The 20,660-nt window shown below is 64.5% G+C and carries 20 protein-coding genes and 2 tRNA genes; 14 read left to right on the top strand and 8 right to left on the bottom strand.

Annotated elements, in window-relative coordinates; all coding sequences use genetic code 11:
• Positions 1–34: 34 nt before the first annotated feature.
• From ribH to HV773_RS11435, 3 genes are all read left to right on the top strand, one after another.
• Positions 35–547 (top strand): 6,7-dimethyl-8-ribityllumazine synthase, encoded by a 513-nt coding sequence (ribH, locus tag HV773_RS11445; RefSeq protein WP_129562624.1) that lies wholly within the window; start codon positions 35–37, stop codon positions 545–547.
• Positions 544–978 (top strand): transcription antitermination factor NusB, encoded by a 435-nt coding sequence (gene nusB / locus HV773_RS11440; RefSeq protein WP_035522241.1) that lies wholly within the window; start codon positions 544–546, stop codon positions 976–978. The genes ribH and nusB overlap by 4 nt, the downstream gene beginning before the upstream one ends.
• A 95-nt stretch (positions 979–1,073) precedes the next feature.
• The gene (locus HV773_RS11435; protein WP_129562625.1) at positions 1,074–2,267 is read left to right on the top strand and encodes a pyridoxal phosphate-dependent aminotransferase; all 1,194 of its coding nucleotides are present in this window, start codon (positions 1,074–1,076) and stop codon (positions 2,265–2,267) included.
• Between the two features lie 114 nt (positions 2,268–2,381).
• Here the strand turns inward: HV773_RS11435 and HV773_RS11430 are convergent, their stop codons facing one another.
• Positions 2,382–3,587, bottom strand: coding sequence for a transglycosylase SLT domain-containing protein (locus tag HV773_RS11430; RefSeq protein WP_129562626.1), 1,206 nt, complete (start codon positions 3,585–3,587; stop codon positions 2,382–2,384).
• A gap of 556 nt (positions 3,588–4,143) precedes the next feature.
• Between HV773_RS11430 and HV773_RS11425 the strand changes: the two genes are divergently transcribed.
• Both HV773_RS11425 and HV773_RS11420 read left to right on the top strand, forming a co-directional pair.
• On the top strand, positions 4,144–5,745 hold the full coding sequence (locus tag HV773_RS11425; RefSeq protein ID WP_129562627.1) for a UbiD family decarboxylase: 1,602 nt from the start codon (positions 4,144–4,146) through the stop codon (positions 5,743–5,745).
• Positions 5,746–5,911: 166 nt separating this feature from the next.
• Positions 5,912–7,384 (top strand): NAD-dependent succinate-semialdehyde dehydrogenase, encoded by a 1,473-nt coding sequence (locus HV773_RS11420; protein WP_129562628.1) that lies wholly within the window; start codon positions 5,912–5,914, stop codon positions 7,382–7,384.
• A 132-nt stretch (positions 7,385–7,516) separates the two neighbouring features.
• Here the strand turns inward: HV773_RS11420 and HV773_RS11415 are convergent, their stop codons facing one another.
• Together HV773_RS11415 and HV773_RS11410 are read right to left on the bottom strand one after the other, a co-directional pair.
• Complete coding sequence (locus tag HV773_RS11415; RefSeq protein ID WP_129562629.1) at positions 7,517–7,825, bottom strand: hypothetical protein; 309 nt, start codon at positions 7,823–7,825, stop codon at positions 7,517–7,519.
• A gap of 397 nt (positions 7,826–8,222) precedes the next feature.
• Positions 8,223–8,384, bottom strand: a complete 162-nt coding sequence (locus tag HV773_RS11410) for a hypothetical protein (protein ID WP_174220060.1) — start codon at positions 8,382–8,384, stop codon at positions 8,223–8,225.
• A gap of 476 nt (positions 8,385–8,860) precedes the next feature.
• On the opposite strand from HV773_RS11410, the gene HV773_RS11405 reads away from it, so the two are divergent.
• From HV773_RS11405 to trmB, 4 genes are all read left to right on the top strand, one after another.
• A complete protein-coding gene (locus HV773_RS11405) occupies positions 8,861–9,181 on the top strand; it encodes an EthD family reductase (RefSeq protein WP_129562630.1) in 321 nt (106 codons plus the stop codon).
• 85 nt (positions 9,182–9,266) lie between these two features.
• Entirely contained in the window at positions 9,267–9,830 is a 564-nt protein-coding gene (locus HV773_RS11400; RefSeq protein WP_129562631.1) for a YggT family protein, read from the top strand.
• A gap of 72 nt (positions 9,831–9,902) precedes the next feature.
• A tRNA-Gly gene (locus HV773_RS11395) sits at positions 9,903–9,977 on the top strand.
• A 262-nt stretch (positions 9,978–10,239) separates the two neighbouring features.
• Entirely contained in the window at positions 10,240–11,076 is an 837-nt protein-coding gene (trmB, locus tag HV773_RS11390) for a tRNA (guanosine(46)-N7)-methyltransferase TrmB (protein ID WP_129562632.1), read from the top strand.
• Between the two features lie 86 nt (positions 11,077–11,162).
• Here the strand turns inward: trmB and HV773_RS11385 are convergent, their stop codons facing one another.
• The 3 genes from HV773_RS11385 to HV773_RS11375 all read right to left on the bottom strand — a co-directional run bounded on the left by HV773_RS11385 (position 11,163) and on the right by HV773_RS11375 (position 13,102).
• On the bottom strand, positions 11,163–12,017 hold the full coding sequence (locus HV773_RS11385) for an undecaprenyl-diphosphate phosphatase (RefSeq protein WP_129562633.1): 855 nt from the start codon (positions 12,015–12,017) through the stop codon (positions 11,163–11,165).
• Positions 12,018–12,110: 93 nt separating this feature from the next.
• On the bottom strand, positions 12,111–12,734 hold the full coding sequence (locus tag HV773_RS11380; RefSeq protein ID WP_129562634.1) for a DUF1439 domain-containing protein: 624 nt from the start codon (positions 12,732–12,734) through the stop codon (positions 12,111–12,113).
• An 80-nt stretch (positions 12,735–12,814) separates the two neighbouring features.
• Positions 12,815–13,102, bottom strand: a complete 288-nt coding sequence (locus HV773_RS11375; RefSeq protein ID WP_129562635.1) for a YkgJ family cysteine cluster protein — start codon at positions 13,100–13,102, stop codon at positions 12,815–12,817.
• 232 nt (positions 13,103–13,334) lie between these two features.
• Here HV773_RS11375 and hemN point away from each other — a divergent pair, with 232 nt between their 5' ends.
• A complete protein-coding gene (gene hemN, locus HV773_RS11370; RefSeq protein WP_129562636.1) occupies positions 13,335–14,720 on the top strand; it encodes an oxygen-independent coproporphyrinogen III oxidase in 1,386 nt (461 codons plus the stop codon).
• A gap of 116 nt (positions 14,721–14,836) precedes the next feature.
• A tRNA-Leu gene (locus tag HV773_RS11365) sits at positions 14,837–14,921 on the top strand.
• Between the two features lie 115 nt (positions 14,922–15,036).
• Here HV773_RS11365 and poxB read toward each other — a convergent pair.
• Positions 15,037–16,755, bottom strand: coding sequence for a ubiquinone-dependent pyruvate dehydrogenase (poxB, locus tag HV773_RS11360; protein ID WP_129562637.1), 1,719 nt, complete (start codon positions 16,753–16,755; stop codon positions 15,037–15,039).
• A gap of 252 nt (positions 16,756–17,007) precedes the next feature.
• Here poxB and HV773_RS11355 point away from each other — a divergent pair, with 252 nt between their 5' ends.
• Together HV773_RS11355 and HV773_RS11350 are read left to right on the top strand one after the other, a co-directional pair.
• Positions 17,008–17,715, top strand: a complete 708-nt coding sequence (locus HV773_RS11355) for a pseudouridine synthase (protein WP_129562638.1) — start codon at positions 17,008–17,010, stop codon at positions 17,713–17,715.
• A gap of 155 nt (positions 17,716–17,870) precedes the next feature.
• The gene (locus HV773_RS11350) at positions 17,871–18,059 is read left to right on the top strand and encodes a hypothetical protein (RefSeq protein WP_035522202.1); all 189 of its coding nucleotides are present in this window, start codon (positions 17,871–17,873) and stop codon (positions 18,057–18,059) included.
• A gap of 33 nt (positions 18,060–18,092) precedes the next feature.
• Here the strand turns inward: HV773_RS11350 and HV773_RS11345 are convergent, their stop codons facing one another.
• Positions 18,093–19,175: an NAD-dependent epimerase/dehydratase family protein gene (locus tag HV773_RS11345; RefSeq protein ID WP_129562639.1), complete on the bottom strand. Its 1,083-nt coding sequence runs from the start codon at positions 19,173–19,175 to the stop codon at positions 18,093–18,095.
• 108 nt (positions 19,176–19,283) lie between these two features.
• Here HV773_RS11345 and HV773_RS11340 point away from each other — a divergent pair, with 108 nt between their 5' ends.
• A complete protein-coding gene (locus HV773_RS11340) occupies positions 19,284–20,315 on the top strand; it encodes a CDP-6-deoxy-delta-3,4-glucoseen reductase (RefSeq protein ID WP_129562640.1) in 1,032 nt (343 codons plus the stop codon).
• Positions 20,316–20,660: the final 345 nt, after the last annotated feature.

Here is a 20,660-nt window from a genome sequence, read left to right as displayed (position 1 = left end):
CGTCACCACGCTCAACCGAACCTACGGATACCACATGGAAATCGGACAATACCAACCGAATCTCGACGGCGACGGACTGCGCATCGGCATCGTCCAATCGCGCTTTAACGAACCCGTCTGCAACGGCCTCGTCGACGCCTGCATCGAAGAACTCGAACGCCTCGGCGTCACGGGCGAAGACGTGCTGCTCGTCACCGTGCCGGGCGCGCTGGAAATTCCGCTCGCACTGCAAAAGCTCGCCGAAAGCGGCCAGTTCGACGCCCTGATCGCGCTCGGCGCGGTCGTGCGCGGCGAGACGTACCACTTCGAACTCGTTTCGAACGAAAGCGGCGCGGGCATCTCGCGCATCGCGCTCGACTTCGGCGTGCCGGTCGCGAACGCCGTCCTCACGACCGAGAACGACGAGCAGGCCATCGCACGCATGACCGAGAAGGGTCGTGACGCCGCGCGCGTCGCTGTCGAAATGGCGAACCTCACGGTCGCGCTGGAACAGCTCGACGGTGGCGACGACGACGAAGACGAGGAAGACGAAGAGGAACAGCAATGAAGAGTGCGCGCCGCCGCTCCCGCGAACTGGCCACGCAGGGCTTGTATCAGTGGCTGCTGTCGGGTGTGCCCGCCGGCGAGATCGACGCGCAACTGCGCGGTTCGCAGGGCTACGACAAGGCCGACCACGAGCATCTGGACGCGCTCCTGCACGGCGTGATCCGCGAATCGGAGGAACTCTCCGCCGCCATCGTGCCGTGCCTGGACCGCCCGATCGAGCAGCTCTCGCCCGTCGAACGCGCGGTGCTGCTCGTGGCGACCTACGAGTTCAAGCATCACGTCGACATTCCGTATCGCGTCGTCATCAACGAGGCGGTCGAGCTCACGAAAACTTTCGGCGGCTCGGACGGCTACAAGTACGTGAACGGCGTGCTCGACAAGCTCGCGGCGCAACTACGCGCCACCGAAGCCCAAGCCGCCCGCCGGTCGTAACGGCGGTATTGGTTGTAACGGCATGAAGCGCGCGGGGCCGGGGCATTGAGCCCCCGGCTTCTCGCGCGCCGCATCGCCCGCAAGGAAACACCCGCATGAACACCGTTGCCGAACCGCTGCTGCGGCTTGCCGCGCGCGTCGACGAGATCCAGCCCTTCTACGTCATGGAACTGGCGAAAGAGGCCGCGAAGCTCGAACGCGCCGGACGCGACATCATCCACATGGGCATCGGCGAGCCGGACTTCACGGCGCCCGAACCCGTCGTCGAGGCCGCCGCCGCGGCGCTGCGCCGTGGCGTCACGCAATACACGAGCGCGCTCGGCCTCCACACGCTGCGCGAGGCAATCGCCGCGCATTACGAGCACGCCTACGGCCTGAAGGTCGATCCGGCGCGCATCGTCGTGACGGCCGGCGCCTCGGCCGCACTGCTGCTCGCCTGCACGGCGCTGGTCGACCGCGACGACGAAGTGCTCATGCCCGACCCCTGCTATCCGTGCAACCGGCACTTCGTGGCCGCTGCGGAAGGCAAGCCGGTGCTAGTGCCGAGCGGCCCCGAGGCGCGCTTCCAGCTTACCGCCAGCGACGTCGAACGCCTGTGGACGGAACGCACGCGCGGCGTGCTGCTCGCCTCGCCGTCGAACCCCACCGGCACGTCGATCGAGCCCGACGAGCTTGGGCGCATCGTGAAGGCCGTGCGCGCACGCGGCGGCTTCACGATCGTCGACGAGATCTATCAAGGCTTGAGCTACGACGCGCATCCGGTCTCCGCCCTCTCCTTCGGCGACGACGTGGTGACCGTCAACAGCTTCTCGAAGTACTTCAACATGACCGGTTGGCGGCTGGGCTGGCTCGTGGTGCCGCCGGCGCTGGTCGGCGCTTTCGAAAAGCTCGCGCAGAACCTGTTCATCTGCGCGTCGACGCTCGCGCAACATGCCGCGCTCGCGTGTTTCGAGCCGCAGACGTTGGGCATCTACGAAGCACGCCGGCTGGAGTTCAAGCGCCGCCGCGACTTTATCGCGCCCGCGCTCGAGTCGCTCGGCTTCACGGTGCCGGTGATGCCCGACGGCGCGTTCTACGTCTACGCGGACTGCACGAACGTCAATCACCCGACGGCCGGCGACAGCGACGCGCTCACGCGCGCCATGCTGCACGATGCAGGCACGGTGATGGTTCCGGGCATGGACTTCGGCGTGGCCGCGCCGCGCAAATACGTGCGGCTTTCGTATGCCACGGCTTACGAACGGCTCGAAGAAGCGGTCGGACGGCTGCGAACCTTGTTCAATCGCTGATCCCAGCGGTCCCGTTGCTGCCGCCAGGCTGGCACACATGAAAAAAGGCACCCTCGGGTGCCTTTTTCGTATTCTCCGGCTGGTCGTACTGGCCGGAGTCTGAACCGCAATGTCTTACGCGCCGAATTCGGATGGGCTGTGCTTCTGGACCGCCGTGTTCGCGCCGTTGTTGGCGTCGTCCTGATCGGGTGCCGTCTTCTCGGCCGAAGGCTTCTCCACCAAGGCATGCGCGTTGTCGAGCGTCACGTGCACACGCTTCTCGCCGCTGGTGCTCGCCACTTTCTGCACCGACGTGCTGGCCGTGGTCGTCACAGGCGCCTGAGGCGCGTTGATCGGCACGTTGCGGCCGCGAGCCACGTCGCGCAGACGCCCGCGCTCGGCCATGACCTTGGCGCCGTAGCCGCCGTCGTCAGGCGAAGTCGAGCCCACGTACAGGCGCAGACCGCCCGGCAGCGAGCCGCCGCGCGCGATGCAATCCTTCAGGACCAGCGCGCCGACCTTGATGTTCGCGAGCGGATCGAGCGCCGCGCTCTGGCCGCCGAAGTACCGGAACTTGTCCGAGTGGACCTTCGACATGACCTGCATGAGACCTTGCGCGCCCACGCCGCTCTCGGCGTACGGGTTGAAGCCCGACTCGATTGCCATGACCGCGAGCAGCAGCAACGGATCGAGCCCCACTTCACGGCCGGTGTCGAACGCAGCCTTCACGAGTTCGCCGACCGGCTCCTGCGCCACGCGATAGCGGCGCGCGATATAGGTCGCAACCATCGCCTGTTCGCGCACCGAAACCAGCACGCGGTCGTCGCGGGCATCGGGCGTGATGCGCTGCGACGGGATCATGCGGGCCATCGTGCCGACGCTCGGCAGCGAACGTGGATCGAGACCATTGAGCGTGACCGCGTCGAGCGTGGCCATGCCGCCTTTGGAGACGCTGGTCGCGACGCGATCCACCACGCCGCTGGAACCGGCAGGCGTTACGTTTGCAGCAGGTGCACCGGCATCAGGCAGAAACGCCGCAACGCCGGCCTTGCTGTCTTCGTTCGCCATCAGGCTGGGCGGAGGCATGACCGCAGGCAGCGGATTGCCCTGCAACAGACGCGCGGGACCCGCCTGCACGGCAGCAGAAACAAAGGGCATCATGCGCGCGGCCACCGTGCCGCGCCACGAAGGCAGCAACCAGATAGCGAGCGCAACCAGGACGGCGCAGCCGCCCACAATGCTGAACAAATGGTGGCTCAAACGCGTGCCACGTCGCAGTAGCGCACGCAGCCCCGAAGCGAAACGCTCGTCGGCGCGCCACCACGATAACCAGGTATTCATCTAACGGATCTCCCATGTTGCATGATCCGGCGACCGAAGCTGACGGGAGGCCAAATGCCAATCGCAGGATCAAGACACCGTGCGCCCTGGCTGGTGCGGCAACGGTGTCGGGAAAACGGCAGGAACGCCGTAAGTGGAACCCCTTCCTGACTACTGGGCGCGCCTTGGGCGCGCATGGGGAGTTCTCACGCAAACAGCCGGCGCAAAGAGGCGCCGGCGAAGACAACCAATCTAGACCGTGGAAAGCCGTGCAGGGAGTCGGCTAAACGGCGACGCGTTGCGTCTGAAGGACCGGTATGGTGGTTAGAAATTGCAAGCCCTGCAACCAGTGTGGACGGATTCTAGCAGGCTTTAATAGATGGTCAACACTATAGAATGTCAAATCTATAACTAATTGTAATAATGAACAGTGTTCAATCCGGGCAAGCCCCCGTTCTGTGAGCGTCTCCGGCCGGTTACCCAATATGGCTGACAGCGTGCGTCAAGTAACACAGGTAAAATCGACAATCGTTTCGCCTCTGCCCTCGCCGCGCGCTGCGGCTCTGCTCCTATCCTGATGAAATACAAAGACTTGCGCGACTTCGTCGGTCGCCTGGAGACGCTCGGCGAGTTGCGCCGCGTCCCACAAGCCGTCTCTCCGGTGCTGGAAATGACCGAGCTCTGCGACCGCGTACTGCGCGCCGCCGGTCCCGCCCTGTTATTCGAGAGCCGCGCGACCCATGCGTTCCCCGTGCTGGGCAATCTCTTTGGTACGCCGCGGCGCGTCGCGCTCGGCATGGGCATCGATGCACCCGAGAGCGCCGGCGATGGCGCGGCGCTCGAGTCGCTGCGCGACGTGGGGCGCCTGCTCTCCGCGCTGAAGGAACCCGAGCCTCCGCGCGGCCTGAAGGACGCGGGCAAGCTGCTCACACTGGCCAAGGCGGTCTGGGACATGGCGCCCAAGACCGTGAGCGCCCCGCCCTGCCAGGAGATCGTCTGGGAAGGCAACGACGTCGATCTCGCGAAGCTGCCCATTCAGACCTGCTGGCCCGGCGACGCCGGCCCGCTCATCACCTGGGGCCTCACGGTCACGCGAGGGCCCAACAAGACGCGCCAGAACCTGGGCATCTACCGCCAGCAGCTCATCGGGCGCAACAAACTCATCATGCGCTGGCTCGCGCATCGCGGCGGCGCGCTCGATTTCCGCGAATTCGCGCTGCAGAACCCTGGCAAACCTTATCCGGTTGCAGTTGTGCTCGGTGCCGACCCGGCCACCATCCTCGGCGCCGTCACGCCGGTGCCCGACACGCTCTCCGAATACCAGTTCGCGGGTCTCTTGCGCGGCGGGCGCACCGAGCTCGCGAAGTGCATCACGCCCGGCGTCGACACCCTCCAGGTGCCCGCACGCGCGGAAATCGTGCTCGAAGGGTTCATCTACCCCAATGATCACGCGCATGGCGGCGCGAACGGCGGTGCCCAGCCACCGGCTCCAGCGGGCGCACCGCCGCGGCCCACGAAGGGCGCGAGCGCCGCATACGAGCACGCGCTAGAGGGTCCCTACGGCGACCACACCGGTTACTACAACGAGCAGGAGTGGTTCCCCGTCTTCACGGTCGAGCGCATCACCATGCGGCGCGACGCCATCTATCACTCTACGTATACAGGCAAGCCGCCCGACGAGCCGGCGGTGCTCGGCGTCGCACTGAACGAAGTGTTCGTGCCGCTCTTGCAGAAGCAATTCCCGGAAATCACCGACTTCTATCTGCCGCCCGAGGGCTGCAGCTACCGCATGGCCATCGTGCAGATGAAGAAGAGTTACCCCGGGCACGCAAAACGCGTCATGTTCGGCGTGTGGAGTTTCCTGCGACAGTTCATGTATACGAAGTTCATCGTCGTAGTCGACGATGATGTGAATATTCGCGACTGGAAGGAGGTGATCTGGGCAATCACCACGCGCATCGATCCCGCTCGCGACACCGTGCTCGTCGAAAATACGCCGATCGACTATCTCGATTTTGCTTCCCCGGTTGCGGGCCTCGGATCGAAGATGGGCCTCGACGCCACCAACAAGTGGCCCGGCGAAACGGACCGCGAATGGGGCCGCGCCATCGAGATGACTCAGGACGTGAAGGTGCGTGTCGACCGCCTTTACGAAGAACTCGGGCTCGGGCGCGCTTGAGGCTTGTGGGCGCTGGCCTGCAGCCTGAACGTCGAGCCGTAGCCCGGGCGCTGCATATTCGCTGCATATTCGTTGCATACCCGCGACGCCTTCGCGACGCCGCGCTCGCTCACCGCGACACGGCCTGCTTCAGGCCACGCCGCACCCGCATCGAGGAGACACGAAGATGAGCTTGTCCACATCGGAACGCCTGACGCAGCTGCAGGATCCCGCACTCTTCAAGACACGCGCCTGGATCGACGGTGAGTGGAGCGGAGGCGCCTCAACCTTCGCCGTGCTCGACCCCGCCGACAACACGGAGATCGCCCGCGTGCCCGACTTCGGCGCGGCCGAGGCGCACCGCGCCATTGCCGCCGCGCATGCGGCACTGCCCGCCTGGCGCGCAAAGACCGGCAAGGAGCGCGCCGTCATACTGCGCCGCTGGTACGACCTCGTAATTGAGCACGCCGACGACCTCGCGGCAATCATGACCGCCGAACAAGGCAAACCGCTCGCGGAGGCGCGCGGCGAAGTGGTCTACGGCGCATCGTTCCTCGAATGGTTCGCCGAAGAAGCGAAGCGCGTGAATGGCGACGTGCTCGCAAGCCCCGCGAGCGACCGCAAGCTAGTCGTGCTCAAGCAGCCGATTGGTGTGTGCGCATCAATCACGCCCTGGAATTTCCCGATTGCGATGATCACCCGCAAGGTCGCGCCCGCCATCGCAGCGGGTTGCACGATCGTCGTGAAGCCCGCCGAGCAGACGCCGCTGTGCGCTCTCGCGCTCGCCGAACTCGCACAGCGCGCGGGCGTGCCCAAGGGCGTGTTCAACGTCATCACCGCCGACTCGGCCAATTCGATCGAGGTGGGCAAGGCGCTCTGCGAGAGCGATATCGTGCGCCATCTCTCGTTCACGGGATCGACGCCGGTGGGCCGCATCCTCATGCAGCAATGCGCGCCGACGGTCAAGAAAATCGCACTGGAGTTGGGCGGCCACGCGCCCTTCATCGTGTTCGACGACGCCGATATCGATGCCGCCGTGGAAGGCGCCGTGATCTCGAAATACCGCAACGCGGGCCAAACTTGCGTGTGCACCAATCGCTTCTACGTGCACGACAAAGTCTACGACGCGTTCGTGGAAAAGCTCGCCGCTGCCACGCGCAAGATCAAGGTCGGCAACGGCTTCGAGACCGGCATCAACCAGGGACCGCTAATCGACGACGCAGCGGTAGCCAAGGTGACGCAGCACATCGGGGACGCGACGTCGAAGGGCGCGAAGCTCGTCACCGGCGGCCAGGTGCTGGAAGGCCGCTATGTCGAGCCCACCGTGCTCGCCGAAGTCACGCGCGAGATGCTGATCGCGCGCGAGGAAACCTTCGGGCCGGTCGCCGCCGTGTTCCGCTTCCGCGACGAAGCCGAAGTCATCGGTCTCGCGAACGACACCGAGTTCGGCCTCGCCTCCTATTTCTATAGCCGCGACATCGGCCGCGTGTGGCGCGTGGCCGAGGCGCTCGAGTACGGCATGGTCGGCATCAACACCGGGCTCATTTCGAACGAGGTTGCGCCGTTTGGCGGCGTCAAACAGTCGGGGCTCGGGCGCGAAGGCTCGAAATACGGCATCGACGAATATGTCGAACTGAAGTACCTCTGCATGGGCGTCTGATCGCACAAGGCGCGCACGCCTCACAAGCGGCGCCTGAAATGCAAACGGCGCAACGCGGCATGAGCCGGCGTTGCGCCGTTACGGAAAACTTCAGGCGAGTGGCGTCATGCCACCCGGCGTCATCCGTCGAGCTTAGTGGCGGTACCAGCCACCGTGGTAACCACGATAGCCGCGATAGTAGCCATGGTGATAGTACGGACGGCCATAGTAGCCGTAGCCACCATACCCCCCCACGATAACCGCGGGCGGCGGGGCATAGACCACCGGCGGCGGCGGTGCATAAACGACAGGCGGCGGTGCATAGACCGGCGCGGCGTAGACCGGATACGCCGGTGCAACAGGAATGCCAATACCGATACCCACCGAAACGTGCGCCTCGGCCGCGCTGACGAACCCCACACCCAGCGCAGCGGCAACGATAAACGAAACGGTCTTTTTCACTTCTCTTCTCCTGGCGACCGACGACGGCGTCGCTCCACATGACGGGCAAAGCCCACACATGGACTCTATCGAAAACGACAGCCGTCAAAGGTAGCCATTTGTTGCAAATTGCAATCGCAAATACGGGCTTCCAGACGTTGAATCAAGGCGATGCAACAAACATATGACGACGAAAGGCCCAAACCGCGATGTATCGCGCCCTGCAAACGCCCCTCACCGACTGACCAGTCATTTTTACCGAAAATATCGGGGCCACTGCCAAACGAGCAGGTAATGTTTCATTACAAATTGACCAACGTGGACCATTCGGGCAGGCCTGAAACGACGATGCCCGGTTCATGAACCGGGCATCGTCAAAGCCAAATTGCAGGGAAGCAGAGAACGAACGAGAGCGGCGCTATCCGACCTTCACATAGGTGAACTCGCGCGTGACGCTGGGCGGGACATAGGCGCCGCTAATCCGCACGCGTGGCGTGAGACGCTTCTTCTGATCCCACCAGCGGCGGCGCTGATGGGGCGTGAGAAACCGCAGATGCTTTCGGTAAGCGAAGATGCTCATCGTGACCTCCCAAATCGGACAACCGACAGGTAACAGCCCAATTGCACACAGCAACAACGAAACCGGAGCCATGGAATCATTGTGCGCAGGTTTGCGAACGGACAAACGTAGTGTTGCGAGATAGCCGCAGATGCGTGACAGATCGCCCGTGACCTGTTAGTCACGCCCCCCCGTGCTGCGCGGAGGCGAACTTGCATACAGGCATCGTCATCGTCGCCGCTCCTTGAATGCTTTTTAATTGGAGCCCGCCCATTGCATCGGTACGACAGCGAACAGTTCGCGGCGTGGGACCTTGCGCAAGCGCCTTGGCTCACTTTAGCCATTCGCTGGAAACTCATCCGAAATCCCCTACGCGGCCCCTCCGCATCCGACGTTTCGCGCCATCACTGGCAAGGCATAAGCCGTGGTAATGTGGCAACGGCGCGCGCAGGCCGGCAGTGCGCGCGCGCATCGGGATTCATCGACAGGAACGCCCAATGATCAAAATCAGCATTCTTTATCCTTACCGCGAAAACGGTCGATTCGACACCGAGTACTACGCCACGCGGCATATGCCGCTCGCGGCGCAGCTTTTCGGCGACAAGCTCAAGGGCTGGTCGATCGACATCGGCATCAACGCGGGGCCGCCGGGCACGCCGCCGCCATACGTCGCGGCGGGGCATTTCCTGTTCGACACGCTGGATGATTTTTACACCGTGTTCAAGCCGCATCAGAAGACGCTCGTCGACGACATTCCCAACTACACCGACGGCGGCAATGGCACGATCCTGGTCAGCGAGGTCAAGGTGTCCGTCTGATCCACCGTTTGATCCGCATGGCAGGCCACACGCCCGATACCTGCCGCCACGCACCGTTACTCACTACAAGAAGGAAACAACACCGATGTTCGGCGATATCGCCCGCTTTCTGCTCAACACGATCTTCACGTTGTTCGGCGCCGCCCTGCTGCTGCGCGTCTGGCTGCAGTTCGTCCGTGTTCCGCCGTACAACCCGGTGACGCATGCCATCCAGCAGGCGACCAACTGGCTCGTACTGCCGCTGCGCCGTGTGATTCCGGGCCTGCGCGGCATCGACCTCGCTAGCGTCGTGGCGGCGGTGATCGCCGCCGTGGCTTACGTGCTGCTGATGGTATGGCTCGCAGGCGTCGACCCGCTCGGGTTCTTGCCCGCGCTTTTGATCGTTGCGGTACTGACGGTCGTGAAATGGGCGCTCAACCTGCTCCTTTGGCTGACGATCCTGATGGCGCTGCTCTCGTGGCTGAACCCGCACTCGGCGGCGATGCCCGTGCTGCTCCAGCTTACGGCGCCGTTCCTGAATCCCATTCGGCGCATTCTGCCGAACTTCGGCGGGCTCGATCTCTCGCCCATTTTGCTGTTCGTGGTGGTTCAGGTGCTACTGATGGTGGTCACGCGTGCAGCGGTCTCGCTCACGCTGTTTGGAATTTGATGCCGCGCCGCGTCGCGAGGGGCGCGGCGCGATTGCGCAACCTGGTGAGTTCCGCGTAAAATAGCGTGCTCTGCGGGCGTCGTATAATGGCCATTACCCCAGCTTCCCAAGCTGGAGACGTGGGTTCGATTCCCATCGCCCGCTCCACGAATTCACCTCGCTGTCTCCAGTCCCCCCGAAAGTCCCGAACAACCGCACTGCTATAATGCGCGGCGGCTTCGCAGCGTGCTTGCCCGCTCCGGCTCCGAGTGGCTTCGATCTGCGGTAATGCGCCTGGCAACGCGCCAGCATCCATGCGCGGGCTTTCTCCCGACTCAACATGGAAGCCCCAAACGGCGCCATCCGGCGACACGGCTCGCCCAGCAGATAGTGCCGCGAAGCTCGCTGCTCTCACCTCCCATCCTCGAAGATGAACCACGATCCGAACGACGCAGCCCGTACTGACTGCACGCCGCCCGCTACAGCGGACAACCCCGCCGCGAACCCCGCGCAGGAAACGGCAGCACCCGATGCCTCGGCCGAAACCGCGCAGGCAAGCGCCGATGAAGGCCTGCATCACCGCCGCATCCGCAGCTTCGTGACGCGCGCCGGGCGCGTCTCGACCGGCCAGCGCCGTGCGCTCGACGAACTCGGCCCGCGCTTCGTGCTGCCTTATGCGCCCCACGCACCCGAAGCCGCCGATCAGGACGCCAGTTGGGACGCCGTGTTCGGCCGACGCGCACCGCGCGTGCTGGAAATCGGCTTCGGCATGGGCGCGAGCACTGCGGAGATCGCCGCGCTGCGCCCCGAAGACGACTTTCTCGGCGTCGAGGTCCATGAGCCTGGCGTGGGCGCGCTGCTCAAGCTGATCAGCGAGCAGAACCTCACGAACATCCGCATCATTCAGCACGACGCAGTCGAAGTGCTCGAGCAGATGATCGCACCCGCGAGCCTCGACGGCGTGCACATCTTCTTTCCCGACCCGTGGCACAAGGCTCGCCACCACAAGCGCCGGCTGATCCAGCCGAAGTTCGTCCAGTTGCTCGTCTCGCGCATGAAGCCGGGCGCCTACCTGCACTGCGCCACCGATTGGCAGAACTACGCGGAACAAATGCTCGAGGTGCTCGGCGCCGAGCCCACGCTCGAGAACACGGCCGCAGACTACGCGCCACGCCCCGCCTATCGTCCGGTGACCAAGTTCGAGCGCCGCGGTCTGCGGCTCGGGCACGGCGTGTGGGATCTGGTGTTCAAGCGCCGCGCGGGCTAACACGCGTCACCAGCAAAGACAAACGGGCGCCGCGGCGCCCGTTTTGCATTCCGACGCCTTCAGTTGCGACGTCGATTCGTGGCCCATCACTGAAAGTCGAGCCAGTCGCCAAAGCCGAACAGCAGGATCACGAGGCCGAACGCGATGCGATACCACGCGAATGCCGTGAAATCGTGCGAGGCGATATAGCGCAGCAGCCAGCGCACGCAAGCGAACGCGCTGACGAACGCAGCGATGAAGCCCACGCCGAACAGCCCGAGCCAATCGACCGAGAGCGTCTGCCACGTTTTGTGCATTTCATAGACCGTCGCGCCGAAGATGATCGGAATCGCGAGAAAAAACGAAAACTCGGTGGCGACGCGCCGCTCGACACCGAACAGCATCGCGCCGATGATGGTCGAGCCCGAGCGCGACATGCCGGGAATCAGCGCGCAGCATTGCGCCAGGCCCACCTTGAAGGCGTCGAGCAGCGAGATGTCGTCGAGCGAATTTACGCGTGCGGGCGGCGGCGCCTTGTCGGCCTCCGTGCCCGGGCCAGCGCGCCGGCGCCCTTCCACCCACAAGATGATCAGGCCACCTGCGACAAGCGCGAACGCAACCGGAACCGGCGAGAACAACACCGACTTGATCGCCTTCTCAAACAGCAGTCCCAGCACCACGGCAGGAATCGTCGCAATGACGATGTTGAGCGCAAAGCGCCGCGCCTCGGGCCGCGTAGGCAGCCCCGCGACCACGGTGCCGATCTTGCGGCGGAACTCCCAGCACACGGCAAGGATGGCGCCCAACTGGATCACTACGTCGAAGGTTTTTTCGAACTCGCCGTCGAAACCGAGCACGCTGCCCGCCACGATCAGGTGCCCGGTGCTCGAAACCGGCAGAAATTCCGTCAGCCCCTCGACAATGCCCAGAATCAGGGCCTTGCACGCCACAATCCATTCCATCCCCACTCCCTTGTGGAAAATATGCGCCGGAGGGACCGTGCGTCGCTTGCGTGCTGGCCCGCCGACGGCCGCACGCGGCGAGCTTCCCGTCGCTTATTTCTCGACGATCTGCACACGTATGCCGTTTGTAAGGATGGTGATTGTACCGGGTTCGTAATTCACCCCGGCAAACTGAAGCTGATCCGGCTTGAACGTGTAAATGGGATAGTTGGCCAGCAACTGGGTAGCAGCCATCGCGGCAACGGCGTTCACCTGCTGTGCGTAGACGGCGGCGCTGCCCGCCATATCGACGCTGTCCACCGTGGGCGATTTCAGAATGACCGAGCGGCTCGGTGCATCGTAGGCGAGCTCGCTCGAAAGCGTGAACGCGCCGCTCACCGGTTCCTGCATCAGCGGACTTTCGAGATGCGCGTCGACGCGCACAGCCACGCGATTGCGATCCGGCAGCAAGGTGACAACCGGGTTCGTGAGCGTGACGTCGAAAAGCTGCTGCACCGAGCGGTGATACGGGAACTTGCGCTGCACCGCGTCCTGCACCTGCTGCCGCGAAAAGGTGTAGTGATCGGGGATAAAAGGAAAGATGCCGGACGCGCAAGCGCCCAGCGACATGGCCGCGCAGGCCGCCGCACAGGCGGAGAGCACGAAAGCCCTTCGGGTGGCGCGAGGCTTGCCCGGGTTGCGCGAAGGGGAAAAGGCGCGCGGCGCGCGTCGGATCATGCGAAACCTCCTTAATGATCAACTTCGGAACAACGGCGGAACAACAGCGGGATCGGGTTACAGCGGGTTCCAGCGCGCGCCTACGGTCTGGTGGCGGCTTCGAGGCGCTCGATCCAGACGAGTGCCTGCTCTCGCGACTCGCCGCACATTTCGGCCTGCGGCTGGAGACCCGAGCAGCACGCGGGGCGCAGCGGCGAACCGAATATTTTGCACTGCAAGTCCTCGTCGAGCTGCACACAGCGCACGCCCGCGGGCTTGCCATGCGGCATTCCGGGAATCGGACTGGAAATGGACGGCGCGGTACAGCACGCACCGCAACCGGGGCGGCATGCATGGTCAGACGCGGAAAGAAGGAAACCTGCACTCACAACGACTTCCTGAAGCAAAACTGTTACGGATTCAAAAAAACCATCGCCAGACCGGCCCAAATGCGGGCACGGCAAAAGACTGTTCGCATTGTGCCATCGCACGCTGCGACCTTTTTACACAAACAACTCGGCCAATCGACTCTTACACTCAGTTAGTCAGGCGCTGTAGACGCCCCGCTCCGGATGCCATCTAGCGCATCGCGGGTGCCGCGCCGCCCACCTGAGAGCCCGCATGAGCGACACCGACTTACTCTTTCGCCCCGATCTGCTTGCCAAATACGGCACGAACGGCCCCCGCTATACGTCTTACCCCACCGCGCTGCAGTTCCGCGAAGATTTCGACCTCGATCACTACCGGCGCGCAGCATCCGACCCCGGCGCAGCGGAAACCGACCTCTCGCTGTACTTCCACATCCCCTTCTGCGACACCGTCTGCTTTTATTGCGGTTGCAACAAGGTCGCGACAAAAAACCGCAAGCGCTCGAAACCGTACGTGCAACAACTCGTGCGCGAAATCGAACTGCAGGCGGCGCTTTTCGATACAAAGCGGCCCGTCTCGCAGCTGCATTGGGGCGGCGGCACGCCCACTTTTCTCTCGCTGGAGGAAATGAGCACGCTGATGGCCGCCACGCGCGAGCACTTCGCGCTGCGTCCCGACAGCGAAGGCGAATACTCGATCGAGATCGATCCGCGCGAGGCATCGGCGGAAACCATCGCACATCTGCGCACGCTCGGCTTTAACCGGCTGAGCCTCGGCGTGCAGGACTTCGATCCCGTCGTGCAGCGCGCGATCAACCGCGTCCAGCCGCTCGAACTCACGGTCGACGTCATGAGCACGGCGCGTGCGAACGGCTTCGAGTCGATCAGCGTCGATCTGATTTACGGTCTGCCGCACCAGAGCGTCAGCAGCTTCAAGCGCACGCTCTACACGATGCTGCTGCTCGCGCCCGAGCGCATTTCGGTATTCGGCTACGCGCACATGCCGCAGCTCTTCAAGATGCAGCGGCAGATGGACCCCGCCACGCTGCCCTCGCCAGCCACGCGGCTCGCGCTGCTGCAGCTCGTGGTCGAGCAGCTCACCGAGGCCGGCTACGTCTATATCGGCATGGATCACTTCGCGCTGCCCACCGACGAGCTTGCGCGCGCCCAGGCGCAGCGCACGTTGCATCGCAACTTCCAGGGGTACAGCACGCGTGCCGAGTGTGACCTGATCGGCTTCGGCGCCTCGTCGATCGGCAAGGTCGGCGATGTCTACGCGCAGAACGCCAAGGACCTGGCGAGCTACGGCGCCGCCATCGACGCCGGGCAACTCGCCGTGACGCGCGGCGTGCGCCTCACGGCTGACGACCGTCTGCGCCGCGATATCATCACTGAGCTGATGTGCAATCTGGAGCTGCGCTTCGATGAGTTCGAAGCCGCCTATGGCGTGCGCTTCCCGGCCGAATTCGCGCCAGAGCTGGAGCGCCTGCGCGCCTTCGAAGCCGACGGGCTCGTGACGTGCCGTTCCGACCGCATCAAAGTGCTGCCCGCCGGGCGCATGTTCGTGCGCAATATTGCGATGGTGTTCGACAGCTACCTCGGGGCCCAAAAGATGGAGCGCTTTTCTCGCACGGTCTGAGCGCGGCTGCCGTTGTTCGCAGGTGTCCGTTGGCACCGGTAGTTGCCGCATCCCGGAATTTGCGCCATAATATCCGGCTACTTCGAGCGTCTGTTACAAAGGCAGACGGCGAAACTGCCTCGGTGGTGAAATTGGTAGACGCGCCGGACTCAAAATCCGGTTCCGAAAGGAGTGCCGGTTCGATTCCGGCCCGAGGCACCAAAGAATATTCCGGCAAGTTCCGGTGCAGTACGGAAACCCGCGACAGCGCAAAGCTTCGCGGGTTTTTTGCATCTAGCGTGCCGGATCCGCCAATCGGCACTAACAGCGCGCACGGTCAACGCAAATTCGTCTGCGCGAGTTCAACCACTTCGTCGCCTCGCCCGCTCAACACCGCGCGCAGCATATAAAGGCTGAACCCCTTCGCCTGCGCCCACTGGAGTTTCGGCGGCATGGCCAGTTCGTGCTTGGTCGTCACCACATCAACGAGCGCCGGGCCGTCATGAGCGAACGCTTCGCGCAACGCATCATCGAGCGCTTCCGACGTCTCCACGCGCACGCTGAAGAGCCCCGCGCCTTTCGCGATATCGGCGAAATTGGTCGCCACGAGATCGGTGCCGGTCTCGACGTAGCCGCCCGCCTTCATCTCCATCGCAACAAAACCCAGCGACCCATTGTTCAGGACGACTATCTTGATCGGCAGATCGAGCTGGCGCGCCGTGAGAATGTCACCGAGCAGCATCGAAAGGCCGCCATCGCCGGAAAGCGAAATCACCTGACGCCCAACATGCGCGGCCTGAGCACCAAGCGCCTGCGGCATCGCGTTCGCCATCGAACCGTGGTTGAACGAGCCGTGCAGGCGGCGGCGCCCATTCATCGTCAGGTAGCGCGCGGCCCAGAGCGTGGGCGTGCCTACGTCGACCGCGAAAATGGCGTCATCGGCCGCAAGCGCGTCAATACGCGAGGTCACATACTGCGGATGCAGCGGTTTGCCCGCGGCCGCCGGGCGCGCAAGGTCGTCCAGTCCCTTGCGCGCATTCGCGTAGTGCTCGCGCGCGCGTTTGATGAACTGGCGCTCGGTTTTGCGTGTGAGTCGCGGCGTGAGCGCGCGCAAGGTCTCGCGCACGTCGCCGATCAGCCCGAGCGTGAGCGGCGCGCGCTTGCCCAGTGCCGCCGCATTGCGGTCAATCTGCACGATGTTCGCGTGTTCCGGATAGAAGTTGCGGTAAGGAAAATCAGTGCCGAGCATCACGAGCGTGTCGCACGACATCATGGCGTGATAGCCGGAGCTGAAGCCGATCAGCCCCGTCATGCCCACGTCGTATGGGTTATCCCATTCGACATATTGCTTGCCCCGCAGCGCGTGCACGGTCGGTGCGCCAAGAGCGTCGGCGAGCGCCACCACTTCGTCATGCGCGCCCTTGCAGCCGCTGCCGCACAGCAGCGTGACGGCCTCCGAGCGGTTGAGCAGGTCCGCCAGCCGGTCGATGTCCGCCGAAGCCGGCAGCGTCGCGGGCCGCGCGTGCTGCGCCCAGACGGGATCTTCCTCCGGCCCGTCGAGCAGCGCCACGTCGCCTGGCAAGACGATCACGGCGACGCCCTTCTGGTCGATGGCAGTGCGCAGCGCCGTGGCGAGGACGCGCGGAAACTGCTCTGCATTGGTCACGAGTTCCACGTAATGGGCGCACTCGCGAAAGATCTCGGTTGGGTGAGTTTCCTGAAAGTAGCCGAGGCCGATCTCCGTCGACGGAATGTGCGCGGCGATGGCCAGCACCGGTACGTGATTGCGATGGCAGTCGTACAGGCCATTGATGAGATGCAAATTGCCGGGGCCGCAGCTACCGGCGCATACGGCGAGCCGGCCCGTCGCGGCGGCTTCGGCACCGGCTGCGAAAGCGGCGACTTCCTCGTGCCGCGTGTGCATCCAGCGGATCGTGCCGAGCTTGCGCAGACTCGAGGAAAGTCCATTCAGACTGTCTCCCGTCACACCCCAGATACGCTCGACGCCCACCGCTTCGAGTGTCTTGGCCAGAAAGTCCGCGATCGTCTTCGCCATGCTGTTCTCCTTGCCTTGGATAGCGGCCAGGCACTGCGCGCGATGCACGCGGCGGCCGGTGAGTCGCATTACGTTACGCCATCCTCACCAGACGCGCTGTGAAGTACCACAATCCGAACGCATATAGGGGCACGCCCCCTCATCAGACATCGCGGTCGCCGGCCTCGAAAAACGCGTTCGCTCCGAGCGTACACATAGGCGGCACGCCGGCGTTCGCTAAAATGCTGCGGTTATAGCCGTCGGCGTCCCGCCATGAATCTCGAAAGCATTCTCTTCTCTCAAGGCTTCGGCACGCGCCGCCAGTGCCGCGGCCTGATTCTCGAAGCGCGGGTAGCCGTCGCTGGCGCACCCTGCGCGGATCCGCTCGCCACCTTCGATACCGACGGCCTCGTGTTCAGCGTCGACGGGACACCGTGGCCGTTTCATGCGCACGCCTATCTCGCGCTGAACAAACCCGCGGGCTACGAGTGCTCGCGCGATCCGCAGCATCATCTGAGCGTGTTTCATCTGCTGCCGCCGCAGTTCGCCGCGCGCAATGTGCAATGCGTAGGCCGTCTCGATCAGGACACGACCGGCCTGCTGCTGCTCTCCGACGACGGCCAGTTCGTGCACGCCTTCACCTCGCCCAAGCGCAAGGTCCCCAAGGTCTACCTGGCCACCACGCGCCATGCGCTCGACGAAGCGCAACTGCGCTCGCTGCGCGAAGGCGTCCTGCTGCACGGCGAGCGCGAACCTAGCGCCGCCGTGGCCGCGCATGCGCGTGGCGAGCGCGAGCTCGAACTGAGCGTGCTCGAAGGCAAGTACCACCAGGTCAAGCGCATGGTGGCCGCCGTGGGCAACCGCGTGGAGGCGCTGCATCGCGAGCGCATCGGTGGCTTCGCGCTGCCCGCGGACCTCGCGCCGGGCGCATGGAAATGGCTCGACGCGGCCGCGCTCGACGCGCTGCGCAACACGGGGTAAACCACGGCGAGCGCGGCGCATGGCCGGTCCTGTGTGCGCTCGCACACCCACATGCGCCCAATTGCCCCTAGTTGCGCCGCGCCGCAGCATGCCCTTCCCGATCTTCCGCCCTATACTCGACTAAACAACGATTACAAGTTGCAAGGAGGGGCATCATGATCATCAACGGGACATTCGAAATCTCATTCGTGTTGATGGCATTCATGGCGCTGGGGGCGATTCTGATCGGCGGCTTGCTGGCGTCGATGCATTTCCGGCATCAATACCATCCCAATCTGATCGGGGCGCTCATCGGAGCCCTGTTCTGCTTCCTCTTGCTCGAAGCGCTGCCGGCAATCACGTGAACGGCACGCTTGCGCCATGCCGCCGGCCCGGGATCACGGGTGCGGCGGCAGCGTGCGCAAAAAGGCATCCACATCGGGATAGCGCAGGCGCACGCACAGTTCGCGCTTGAGCCGCGTGTTCGCGAGCCTGCGCGATTCCCGCATGAACGAAAGCAGCGTCGGATCGAGTTCCCGCTCGGCCTGCGCGCGCTCGATGCGCGGGGGGCGCGCGAGACCAAACGCGTCCGCCACGCGGTCGAAATAGGCACCCATCTTCAACGCGCTGTCGTCGCTGGCGTGAATGACTCGCGCCGGGCGCCCGTGCGTGGTCAGCCTCAGCAGAATGGTGGCGAGGTCGTCGGCGTGAATGTGGCTCGTGTAGACGTCGTCCGGTTCGACCAGTGCCGGCGTGCCCTTTTCCAGCCGCGCGAGCGGCAGCCGGTTCGCGGCGTAGATGCCGGGAATCCGCGCGATGCTCGCCTTGAGCGCACCGCGCGCCGTCGCGCGCCGCAATTGCCGCTCGGCCGCCACGCGCCTTATCGCGCGAGCGTTGGCGGGCCGCACCGGGCGGGTTTCGTCGATGCGCGCGCCGCCGCAGTCTCCATAGACGCCCGTGGTGCTCGCGTAGATAAGCGTGGGATGAGCCGGATCAGCCAGGTGGGCGCGGGCGGCGAGGCGGGTACGCTCGGGTACAATGGCGGATGCTTTCGGACGCGATGTATGCGTCGATGCCGCCTGTAATGCGGGCCTTGGCGCATAGGCGCGCGCGCCTGCGGCCAGGCGGCCCGACGCCCCGCTTTGAGCCGATCGCGCCACGGAGCGCCGACGCGCCTTGAGCGCCGCAATCAGCCTGCGGGTGCGCAGGTCGTCGTCGCAGTCCCTGGCGGGCGGCGCGAGGTGCAGCACGATGCTCGCGAGCCCGGCGAGGCGCGCAAGACGCGCGCGCACGTCGAGGTCGCCGGCAACCGGCACCGCGCCCGCGGCGCGCAGCGTCCCGGCCTGCTCCGGGCGGCGTGTGAGCGCGAAGATGCGCGGTCGGCCGCGCCGCGCCTGCAACTGGGCGACGCAACGCAGGCCAACATCGCCGCAACCGACAATCAGGATGCGCGCGCGGCGCAAGGTTCGTGTAGCAAACATAGTGGACCCATTTTAGCCGCCGGCGACGGCCCAAGCAGTACCGGGCATCGGCCAAACGAGGCAAACCCGGCTCAATCCCTCGGATTTCAGACTCACGCTTTCTCGAATATGGTCTTCAACGTAACGCTCAAGCAAAGTGGCCGGCAGTTCCAGGTCGAACCCGACGAACCCATCCTCAACGCGGCGTTGCGCCAGGGCATCGGCCTGCCGTACGGCTGCAAGAACGGTGCGTGCGGTTCGTGCAAGGGCACGGTCTGCAGCGGCGAGGTCGAGCAGCGCGCACACGCCGCTTCGGCGCTCTCGAACGACGAGAAGACGCGCGGCATGGCCCTCTTCTGCTGTGCGACGGCGCAAACCGACCTCGAAATCGACGTCCGCGAAGTAGCGGGCGTGGGCGACATGCAGGTGCGCAAGCTGCCCACGCGCATCGCCGCAATCGAGCGCAAGGCCGACGACGTCATCGTCCTGAAGCTCCAATTGCCCGCCAACGAGCGCCTGCAGTATCTCGCCGGCCAGTACCTCGAATTCATTCTCAAGGACGGCACGCGCCGCAGTTACTCGATGGCCACCGCGCCGCATGCGGAAGGCCCGCTCGAGCTGCACATCCGCCACATGCCGGGCGGCAAGTTCACCGACCACGTGTTCACGCAAATGAAAGAGCGCGACATCCTGCGCTTCGAGGCGCCGCTCGGCACCTTCTTCCTGCGCGAGGACTCGGACAAACCCATCGTGCTGCTCGCTTCGGGTACGGGCTTCGCGCCGCTCAAGGCGATCGTCGAGCATGCGGTCCACCAGAACCTGGACCGCCCGATGACACTCTATTGGGGCGCGCGCCAGAAGAAGGACCTGTACCTGCTGGACCTCGCCGAGCAATGGGCGAAGGACATCCCGAACTTCCGCTTCGTGCCGGTGCTCTCCGAGCCCTCTGCCGACGACAACTGGACCGGCCGCACGGGCTTCGTGCACCGCGCTGTGATCGAGGACCTGCCCGACCTCTCCGGCTACCAGGTCTACGCATGCGGCGCGCCGGTAATGGTGGAGTCGGCGCAGCGCGACTTCTCGCAACATCACGGCCTGCCCGAAGACGAGTTCTTTGCGGACTCGTTCACGAGCGCCGCGGACCTCGCGAACCCCGTCTGAGCAGCGTCCCCGGGCGAATGGGCTGGCCGGCCGTCACAAAAATTTCTTCGGCCGGCCGGAGTTATTCAAAGCCATTCGCCACATTGACGGTTTACAGCGCCGCCGCCCTTGTCGTATTCTTGCGCCCATGAACTCCATCCTGTCCGCCCTTCGACGTCGCCGCTCGCCCCTTCCCCAGGGTCTGGCTTAGTCAGTTCGAGGACGCGCGTTGCACACGGATTGAACCCGCAACGCACAGGTAGTTCGAATCACGAAAGCCACGGCCAGTCCGTGGCTTTTTGTTTGTCTGCCGGTTTTGACAGCTTCTTTCCAACCCTCATTGCAGTCCCAGCGTGGAGCCCGTTG

The organism is Paraburkholderia caffeinitolerans (genome assembly GCF_902859945.1).
Lineage (GTDB): Bacteria > Pseudomonadota > Gammaproteobacteria > Burkholderiales > Burkholderiaceae > Paraburkholderia > Paraburkholderia caffeinitolerans.
This window is presented reverse-complemented; position numbering and strand designations above follow the sequence as displayed.

Coding starts and splice junctions, on each gene's coding strand:
- ribH (WP_129562624.1), top strand. CDS start 35: ATGGAAATCGGACAATACCAACCGAATCTCGACGGCGACGGACTGCGC.
- nusB (WP_035522241.1), top strand. CDS start 544: ATGAAGAGTGCGCGCCGCCGCTCCCGCGAACTGGCCACGCAGGGCTTG.
- HV773_RS11435 (WP_129562625.1), top strand. CDS start 1,074: ATGAACACCGTTGCCGAACCGCTGCTGCGGCTTGCCGCGCGCGTCGAC.
- HV773_RS11430 (WP_129562626.1), bottom strand. CDS start 3,587: ATGAATACCTGGTTATCGTGGTGGCGCGCCGACGAGCGTTTCGCTTCG.
- HV773_RS11425 (WP_129562627.1), top strand. CDS start 4,144: ATGAAATACAAAGACTTGCGCGACTTCGTCGGTCGCCTGGAGACGCTC.
- HV773_RS11420 (WP_129562628.1), top strand. CDS start 5,912: ATGAGCTTGTCCACATCGGAACGCCTGACGCAGCTGCAGGATCCCGCA.
- HV773_RS11410 (WP_174220060.1), bottom strand. CDS start 8,384: ATGAGCATCTTCGCTTACCGAAAGCATCTGCGGTTTCTCACGCCCCAT.
- HV773_RS11405 (WP_129562630.1), top strand. CDS start 8,861: ATGATCAAAATCAGCATTCTTTATCCTTACCGCGAAAACGGTCGATTC.
- HV773_RS11400 (WP_129562631.1), top strand. CDS start 9,267: ATGTTCGGCGATATCGCCCGCTTTCTGCTCAACACGATCTTCACGTTG.
- trmB (WP_129562632.1), top strand. CDS start 10,240: ATGAACCACGATCCGAACGACGCAGCCCGTACTGACTGCACGCCGCCC.
- HV773_RS11385 (WP_129562633.1), bottom strand. CDS start 12,017: ATGGAATGGATTGTGGCGTGCAAGGCCCTGATTCTGGGCATTGTCGAG.
- HV773_RS11380 (WP_129562634.1), bottom strand. CDS start 12,734: ATGATCCGACGCGCGCCGCGCGCCTTTTCCCCTTCGCGCAACCCGGGC.
- hemN (WP_129562636.1), top strand. CDS start 13,335: ATGAGCGACACCGACTTACTCTTTCGCCCCGATCTGCTTGCCAAATAC.
- poxB (WP_129562637.1), bottom strand. CDS start 16,755: ATGGCGAAGACGATCGCGGACTTTCTGGCCAAGACACTCGAAGCGGTG.
- HV773_RS11355 (WP_129562638.1), top strand. CDS start 17,008: ATGAATCTCGAAAGCATTCTCTTCTCTCAAGGCTTCGGCACGCGCCGC.
- HV773_RS11350 (WP_035522202.1), top strand. CDS start 17,871: ATGATCATCAACGGGACATTCGAAATCTCATTCGTGTTGATGGCATTC.
- HV773_RS11345 (WP_129562639.1), bottom strand. CDS start 19,175: ATGTTTGCTACACGAACCTTGCGCCGCGCGCGCATCCTGATTGTCGGT.
- HV773_RS11340 (WP_129562640.1), top strand. CDS start 19,284: ATGGTCTTCAACGTAACGCTCAAGCAAAGTGGCCGGCAGTTCCAGGTC.